At 60.9% G+C, this 8473-nt stretch carries 6 protein-coding genes; 5 read left to right on the top strand and 1 reads right to left on the bottom strand.

Features of this window, described 5'->3' with window-relative positions; genetic code table 11:
* Positions 1 to 74 precede the first annotated feature (74 nt).
* The 5 genes from J4E53_RS28675 (at position 75) to J4E53_RS28655 (ending at position 4582) form a co-directional block, all read left to right on the top strand.
* On the top strand, positions 75 to 1322 hold the full coding sequence (locus J4E53_RS28675; protein WP_103308454.1) for a hypothetical protein: 1248 nt from the start codon (positions 75 to 77) through the stop codon (positions 1320 to 1322).
* 46 nt (positions 1323 to 1368) lie between these two features.
* Positions 1369 to 2616: a hypothetical protein gene (locus J4E53_RS28670; protein WP_060740836.1), complete on the top strand. Its 1248-nt coding sequence runs from the start codon at positions 1369 to 1371 to the stop codon at positions 2614 to 2616.
* Positions 2617 to 2675: 59 nt separating this feature from the next.
* Positions 2676 to 3419: a molecular chaperone gene (locus J4E53_RS28665; RefSeq protein ID WP_177431695.1), complete on the top strand. Its 744-nt coding sequence runs from the start codon at positions 2676 to 2678 to the stop codon at positions 3417 to 3419.
* 45 nt (positions 3420 to 3464) lie between these two features.
* Positions 3465 to 3947 carry a CS1 type fimbrial major subunit gene (locus J4E53_RS28660; protein ID WP_103308452.1) on the top strand — a complete coding sequence of 161 codons (483 nt, stop codon included), beginning with the start codon at positions 3465 to 3467 and terminating at the stop codon, positions 3945 to 3947.
* Between the two features lie 125 nt (positions 3948 to 4072).
* Entirely contained in the window at positions 4073 to 4582 is a 510-nt protein-coding gene (locus J4E53_RS28655) for a CS1 type fimbrial major subunit (RefSeq protein ID WP_060740839.1), read from the top strand.
* Between the two features lie 66 nt (positions 4583 to 4648).
* Here the strand turns inward: J4E53_RS28655 and J4E53_RS28650 are convergent, their stop codons facing one another.
* Positions 4649 to 7756 carry a transglycosylase domain-containing protein gene (locus J4E53_RS28650; protein WP_103308451.1) on the bottom strand — a complete coding sequence of 1036 codons (3108 nt, stop codon included), beginning with the start codon at positions 7754 to 7756 and terminating at the stop codon, positions 4649 to 4651.
* Positions 7757 to 8473: the final 717 nt, after the last annotated feature.

The following is an 8473-nucleotide window of genomic DNA, read 5'->3' as shown; positions in this document are numbered from 1 at the left end:
CAAGCCTTGCTCCCACGGTGAAGTTTTCCCCCAAAAACCTGCAAGGATTCGCATTGATGTATGAGGTTGTATAGATGAAACCTTTTTCGGTAGCCGTGCGCAGCGTGGTTTCAGTGTTGTTGTTTGCTTGCGTGCCTGCTGCCAATGCCGTGAGCCGGGACATCAGTGCGGTGTTCAGGCCTGACTCTTCGAAGCCTCAAGAGAACACTTTTCTTAATACCACGCCGGTCAGTGGTTACTGCGCGCAATATCCCGCTCAATGCGGGACGGCAAGAATGTTCAGCATTCGGTTACCTTTTACCGCCAATTCGACCAGCCCTATTCAGGCGGGTCATGGAGACGCCCGGCAAGGTGCGATGTTCAAAGTCCCTGCCAATTGGCGTACCGCACAGGTGACTCATTCAGTTACAGGTGAGACTGAAACCGTTGAAGTACGCTGGTCCGGTATCGGTTCTCGGTACCAATTCCCTGGAAGCGTCGTCGACTTGGTCGGGGGGGGCGTAGATGTCATCACTGCTCATAAGGCGTTATGGAGCGGTTCCAGTTGGGTGAATGCGCCCTCGCCATGTCAATACAGCGGTGTGGGGGCTTATGGCAGTAACTGGTACATGTTTTTCTGGAAGACGCCGGTAGAGAGCGCTTGTGCCAAAAAAGCCAATTACTTGATTCCTAGTATGAGTTACACCTACCTGGACTTCGCCTACGAACTGCGCACCCCAAACCCTCTGAAAATGTCGAGCGGTCTCTACACGGGATCCTTGACCTACAGCGTTGGGCCGGGCCAGGACCTCGACATGGGCGATGTCATGATCCCTTCCGATCCGATACTCACCTTGAACTTCAACCTGACCGTCGAACACACCCTCAAGGTCGAAGTCCCCCCCGGCGGCAACCGTGTGGAGCTGGTCCCCCAGGACGGCTGGCAAGCCTGGCTCAACAGCGGGCGCAAGCCGACGCGACTGTTCCGCGACCAGCGTTTCCATATCTCCGCCTCTTCCCGTTTCAAGATGGCGCTGGAGTGCCAGCACATCAGCGGCAATACCTGCGCGATCACCGAGACCGGCACCGGCCATGCCGTGCCGGTGGACGTCAGCGTGACCCTGCCGGATGGCTTGACGGACGCCGGTGGGCAACCGGTCAACCGTCGCCGGCTGTTGCGCGATGGCAGTGGCACCGAGTTGTTCCAGCCGGGCTTATATGTCGACCGCAGGCCGGGAATGCTGCACTTCGAGGTCGGCCGTAGCAGCGTCGAAGAGATGCTGGACGGCGGCGCCACGCGCTATAGCGGCGATGTCACGGTGATCTGGGATTCGGAAGTTTAAAAGGCGTGGCTTGGCCAGTCCGAGCCGATATGAGGGTGGGGTGTAGATGAAGCAGTTACCAGTGGCAGTGCAAGGCATGGTTTCGGTGTTGTTGTTGACCTGTGCATCGACGGCTGATGCCGTGAGCAAGGATGTCACCGCCATCTTCAGGCCCGATCCCTCGAAGCCCAATGAAAACTCCTTTCTCAATACCACCCCGGTATCGGGTTACTGCGGACTGTATCCGGCGGTATGTGAGCGGGAAAAAATGTTCAGTATTCAGGTGCCCATTACTTTCGAATCGGCTCGTCCGATTCAGGCAAATCATGGGGATCCCCGGCAAGGGGCGATGTTCGATGTGCCGGCCAGCTGGCGTTTGGCGCAGGTGACCCATACCGGTACAGGCGAAACAGAGATCGTTCAAGTGCGGATATCCGGCGTGGGCTCGCGGTATCAGTTTCCTGGCAGCGTGGTCGATTTGGTCGGCGGCGGCGTAAACGCTCTACAGGCCCATCAGAGGTTATGGAGCGGCTCCAGTTGGCTTTATGCGCCTTCGCCTTGTCGAGGTAGCGGCTATTCGACCTACAACCACAATATCTACAACTTTTTCTGGAAGACACCTACCGAAGGTGTGTGCGCCAAAAGAGCCAATTACCTGATCCCCAGCATGTCCTACCGCAATCTGGATTTCGCCTACGAACTGCGCACACCCAACCCTTTGAAAATGTCGTCTGGCCTATATACCGGTTCTCTGACCTACGGCGTCGGACCAGGGCAGGACTTTGACATGGGGGATGTGATGATCCCCACGGATTCGGTGATCACCCTCAATCTCAAACTGACGGTCGAACACACCCTCAAAGTAGAAGTACCCCCCGGCGGCAACCGCGTCGAACTGGTCCCCCAGGAAGGCTGGCAAGCCTGGCTGAACAGCGGGCGCAAACCCACGCGATTGTTCCGCGACCAGCGTTTCCATATCTCGGCCTCGTCACGCTTCAAGATGGCCCTCGAATGCCAGCACGTCAGCGCCAATACCTGCGCCATCTCCGAAACCGCCACAGGGCACGCCGTGCCGGTGGAGGTCAGCGTGACCCTGCCCGAGGGCCTGACGGATGCCGCCGGGCAACCGATCAGCCACCGCCCGTTGTTTCGTGACGGCACGGGCACCGAGTTGATCCAGCCGGGGTTTTATGTCGATCGACGGCCAGGAACGCTGCACTTCGAGGTGGTGCGCGGCAATGTCGAGGAGATGTTGGACAGCGGCGCCAAGGCCTACTCCGGCAACGTCACGGTGGTCTGGGATTCGGAAATTTAAACGGCCGGTCGGCCAGGATTTTTAGTGAGTTGCGTGAAATGCATGAGGTTGGAAAAGCGATGAAACATCTATTGGCATGGGTTGGACTCTATCTGTTGTGCGGCGTGGCCCAGGCCGGTCCGCAGATCGGCGTCGGGGTGGTCTACGACTACCTGGACGGCAACAAGACCACCTACATGAAGCGGATCTTCAACGGCGGCACGTCCACGGCGTTCGTCAAGGTCAACATCCTGGAGATTATCTATAACGAGGACGGCAGCTACCAGGAAGTGCCGCTGCAGAACCAGGTCAGTGCCCAGGCCAAGGACGGGTTGATGGCCAGCCCGGCGCGGCTGATCGTGCCGGCCAACGGGGTGCAGGGCACGCGCTTGCTGTTCATGGGCAACCGCGACAAGGAACGGTACTTCCGCGTGCGCTTCGTGCCGGTGGTGCCGGAGGCCGAAGACGAGTTCGCCATCAGCAAGGAGGAGCGCGAGGAATACAAGAAGGAGCGCGTCGGGGCGGGGGTCAAGGTGCTGGCGGGCTACGGCACGGTGTTTTTCGTACGGCCCAAGGACACCCGCTTCGAGACCGTGATCGATGACAGCGCCAATCGCTACCAGATACGCAATCACGGCAACAGCGTGCTGGTGATCGATGAGTTCAAGGACTGCGAAGCGAAGAAAGAGAACGAGTGCCGGCCCACCACCAAGCACCACATCATGGCCGGCCGGACGTTCTCGTTCGACAAGGAGGCGGGGCGCGAATATCGCTTCACGCTGATCGAAGGCAGCGAGCAGAAAAACGTCGAGATCAAAGGTTGACGGTCGCCGTCGCCGAACCGTCGTTGACGCCACAGGTAATCAAATATGTTCAAGACACTGGTACGCCCCCTCGCACTGAGCGCCCTTATGTTGCCCTGGGTCCAGGCCTGGGGCGCGGTCGAACGGGAAACCTTCGAGGTCTACGTGACCATCCCCACCGTCGACTTTCATGTGGTGCCCCTCGACCCGCAATTGGTCCAGCGCGAACAGCGCTTGCCCTTCAGCACCATCACCGGCGAGCTCAGCCCGTTGCGGGCCACCTACGAGGTGAAGAACAGCAACGGTGCCATCGGTGCCCGCCTGGGGGAAGAGGCGTATCTGTCCAATGGACGTGAGCGCATCGATCTGCGGGTGACCTTCAATGGCGTCGCACTGACCCTGGATTCGGCCCAGGTGGTCACGGCCACCGAGGCCCGGCCCGGACGCCAGGTGCCGCTGGAAATTGCCGCCATCAGGCCCGATGACGATTACAAGCCGGGGGACTACTACGGAACGGTGCACATGGTGTTCGACGCCACCGCGCCGTAGCAACCGCGAACCCTGCGGCAAAGATCATTTGAACCAGCACTCCTGTGGCGAGGGAGCGCTGGGTCAGTGACGGTGGGAGCAAGTTTTGCTCCTGCGCTTTTTATTACTAAAAAAAGGTATCAAGCATGTTCAAGAAAGTTTTATCCGTTATTGCTTTGGGGACTGCCGCGCTAAGTTCGCCGCTGGTGCTGGGCGCCGATGATGCACGTTCATCCATCCATATCGAGGCGAACATTCCGACCAAGCAGTTCCACGTGCAGCCCCGGAATCCGGATTTTGGTAAGGACGAATACATGTACTACAACCCCCTGACCTACAAATTCACCCCTTTGCGCCACACCTTTGACGTAAAGAACACCGATGGTTCGGTCCACGCCTACATCGAGAACGGGGCGAGTACAGGGGCCATCCACTTGACCAACGGTGTCGATGTTGTCTCCCTGAGGGCTTTATTCAACGGTGTACCTCTGGACGACCGACCTCAGGAAGTCGTCGACGATGCCACGTCCACACCCGGTACCCAGGCGGACATGTACATCGTGGTTGCGAACTCGCCGACTCGCCCTCTCTCTCCCGGCATGTATAACGCCGACTTCACCGTGATCTTCGACGCGGTGCCTCGGGTCAATCCCTGATCTGGGGCAACCCCTGATCTGAGGGCAACCCCTCGCCACAGGGTACTTGCACCACATTCCCGTGACTCATTGCCTCGCCACCAACGGCTTGCACTGGGTATGACTGCCCGGCTGCAAGTAAGGCGAGAGAAACGGCGCCATGCCCTTGAGTACTTGTACCGGCAAGGCCGAGGTGAACTTGAAGTTCTGCGCCGACGCGCCCGGTACATAGGCGGTGAGGGTGCCGAAATGACTGTCGCCGATGTAGAACACGAAGGTGGCGGTGCGGTTGATCGATTTGGAACTGATCACTCGTCCGCCGGAGCCGACCGCTTCGATGCGGTTGTCGCCGGTGCCGGTCTTGCCGCCCATGGCCAGCGGCGTGCCGTCGGCCAGCTTGAAACTGCCGGCCACGCGTTTCGCGGTGCCGGCATCCACCACCTGGGACAGCGCACCGCGCAAGGCCTGGGCCACTTCCACTGGCATCACGCGCTTGCCGTTGTCCGGGTTGTTCACCAGCCGTGTCTCGTAAGGCGTGCCGACGGCAAAGTCGAGGCTGTCCACCCGTAGCGCCGGTTGGCGGATGCCATCGTTGAGGATGGTGCCCACCAGTTCGGCAAGCGCAGCCGGGCGGTCCCCGGAGCTGCCGATGGCGGTGGCCAGCGACGGTACCAGGTGATCGAACGGGTAACCGACTTTCTGCCAGCGCTGGTGGATATCCAGGAAGGCTTCGATTTCCAGCATGGTACGGATGCGACTGTCGCGGGCACTCTTGTGCCGGCTCTTGAACAGCCAGCTGTAGACTTCCTGGCGCTCGAACTGGCTGGCCTTGACGATCTGGCTGAACTTGGCGTCGGGGTTGTTCAGCAGGTAACCCATCAACCATAGGTCCAATGGGTGGACCTTGGCGATGAAGCCCTGGTCCGGCAGGTCATAGGCGCCGGGGCCATAGCTTTGGTAGAGCCGTTCGAGGCGTTCGTCGGTGAGTTTTTCGGCGCTCTTGGCCGACTTCAAGTGGGCGCGCACGAAGCGGTTGAAGCTCTCCTGGCTGTCGTTGGGAAAGAAATAGCGGTGCACGGCGGCCAGGCGGATAGCGGTAGGGCGCATGCCGTCGAGGAACGTTTCCAGGCGCTGGCCGGTGTCCTTTTTCTGGTATTTCTTCCAGAACCTGAGCAGGAACGAGGTGCCTTCGCGGTCGGCGAACTGGGCCAGGTATTCCTGGCGGCGCGGGTCCTTGTCGTCCTTGAGCAGTTCGGAACTGTTGTTGGGGCCGGCATAGGTGGCGTAGCGCACCAGGTCGCGCATCAGGCGGATGAACGGCAGGTTGATCGACTCCCGCAGGGCGTCGCGCAACGTCGGGTTGCGACCGTCGTCTTCCCTGCGGAAGTTGTGGAAGGTGTGCAGCCCGCCGCCGGTAAAAAAGGCTTCGCCAGGGCTGGCCGAGTAGGTCCGGTCCAGCGCGGCCTCGAGCATCTTCGGCAGGCTGCGGTCGGTGTTCTGGATCAGGTAGTCGACGGCCCAGCGGGAGAGGCGGTCCTGCTCGGCGACTTCGGTTTTCTTCAACGCCGCCGGGGTCTGCTGGGCATAACGCTCGTGCAGTTCGGCGATGATCTGCAGGTAGGTGGTGAGCACCCGCAACTTGGCGGTGGAGCCCAGTTCCAGCTTGCTGCCTTCGTTGATGTCGAAAGGCTGGTCGGTGCTGTCGGTCTGCACTCGCACACGCGAGCCATCGGGGGTCAGTTCCAGCAGGGTGAAACTGTAGCGCACCTGGGTGGTACTGGTGGGGGTCAGCAGGCGTTCTCCCATCAGGCCGATCTCGGTGGCGAAGGCCGGGTCGGCCAAGCGCTTGAGGTAGTCGGTGGCCTGGGCTTGTAAATCGCTTTGCAAGGTGCTGGTGGCGGACAGGTCGAGGCGATCGAGGTCGTACAGCGGGCGGTTGAGCAGGGCGGCGAGGCGACTGCGGGCGGCGCTGATGCCTTTGTTGGTTTCGTTGGGCTGCACGGTCGGGTCCTGGACCCAGTCGCGATAGCTGACCTTGCTCGCCAGGGCTGCGTCGGCCAGGGCCGCGTCGATCACGCCGTTCTGTGCCAACAGGCGGATGTGGCTGTCGGTCAGGCGCGCCAGTTCATCGTGACCCTTGGACAGGTAATGGGACGGCCGGCGCTGGGCGATCATCAACGACAGCATTTCCCGCAGGGCCAGGCCTTTTTCCGCCAGGCTCTGGGGATCGGTCGCGGTGCTGGCCAAGCGTTCATTGGCCCGATTGAAGTCGGCGCCGTACCAGACTCGTAAGCCTTCGGCCATGCCGTGGACTTCACCATGCCCCGGCACGGCGGAGAGCGGCACGCTGTTGAGGTAGTCGCGGATGATCCGCTGCCGCGCCTCGAGGGTTTGCGGGCCGCCCTGGTAAGCGCGCACGCTGGCGGAAATCATCTGGCGGATTTTCTCCGCGCCGGACACGGTCAGGCCCTCAGGCGAGTGACGGTATTTCTCCAGTTGTGTGGCCAGGGTGCTGCCCCCGGCGGATTGCCCCGGCAGGCTCAACAGCTTGGCGACTTGCGACCAGGCCGCCATGCCGAAGCGCGGCCAGTCCACGGCCGGGTTGGCCAAGGGTTGCTTGGGGTCGAGCAGAAAACGGTTCTCGATGAACAACAGGCTCTGCACCACCACGGGCGGGATCGCTTCGAAGTTCGCATACAGCTGCTGCGGGTACTTGAACTGATAGACCGGCGCGGCGCGGCAGTCGGTGATGGTCAATCCAGCCTGGATCTTTTCCGTGTAGGGCACGAACAGGCCTTTTTCGACGTAGCCCATCAACGCCGGCGAAAACCGCGCCTGGGCCTGGATCACATAGTCACGCTTGAGCAGGCGCGGCAGGAATTCCCCCAGCGCGCTGTAGCCCAGGCGCCGGTCGAACGGGCCTGCGCCAGGGTAGACGATGGCATCGCTGGGCCCCGGCTGCACCGAGTAGCTCAGGGACTCGGCATACTTGCTGAGCTCCCGGGCCTGAAACCGCGACGTGCGCATTTCCTTGGCCACCGCCAGGCCGACCACCACCACGATAATCAGCAACAACAACCAGAATGCCCGCCAGCCATGCCGTGCGCGGCGTTTTTTTTGAGGTAAAGGCGCTTCTTCCATACGTTCAGTCGGGACCACAGGTTCATTCGAATCGGTTTGCCACAAAGCGCCCATAGTCGACTGATCCATTAAGCAGATTGATCGGACTTGCTTGAAGCTTAGACGGTGGTTGGCGTGGGGGGAGGGGAAATTGTGGGCAAGCCCATACACGAGCACTTGTGAGATGTCATGGTCTGACCGGCTTTTGTGGCGAGGGAGCTTGCTCCCGCTCGGCTGCGCAGCAGACGCAACGGTGGCATGGCTGAAGCGTTTTCAGCGGTTGAAAAACGAGGGCGGCTTCGCCCCCCAGCGGGAGCAAGCTCCCTCGCCACGGTCGGTATGCCTTCAGGATGGGGATTGCCAGCCTTGCGCGAAGAAATGCCCAGGTGTTTGGGGTTGTCATGGTCTGACAAGCTTTTGTGGCGAGGGAGCTTGCTCCCGCTCGGCTGCGCAGCAGACGCAACGATGGCATGGCTGAAGCGTTTTCAGCGGTTGAAAAGCGAGGGCGGCTTCGCCCCCCAGCGGGAGCAAGCTCCCTCGCCACGGTCGGTATGCCTTCAGGATGGAGGATTGCCAGCCTTGCGCGAAGAAATGCCCAGGTGTTTGGGGTTGTCATGGTCTGGCGGGCTTTTGTGGCGAGGGAGCTTGCTCCCGCTCGGCTGCGCAGCAGACGCAACGATGGCAGGGCTGAAGCGCTTTCAGCGGTTGAAAAGCGAGGGCGGCTTCGCCTCCCAGCGGGAGCAAGCTCCCTCGCCACGGTCGGTATGCCTTCAGGATGGAGGATTGCCAGCC

Source organism: Pseudomonas sp. FW305-28, assembly GCF_017351395.1.
Classification (GTDB): Bacteria; Pseudomonadota; Gammaproteobacteria; order Pseudomonadales; family Pseudomonadaceae; genus Aquipseudomonas; species Aquipseudomonas fluorescens_AA.
Note: the sequence above shows the minus strand (reverse complement) of the source record. Positions and strands in the feature narration are given on the sequence as shown.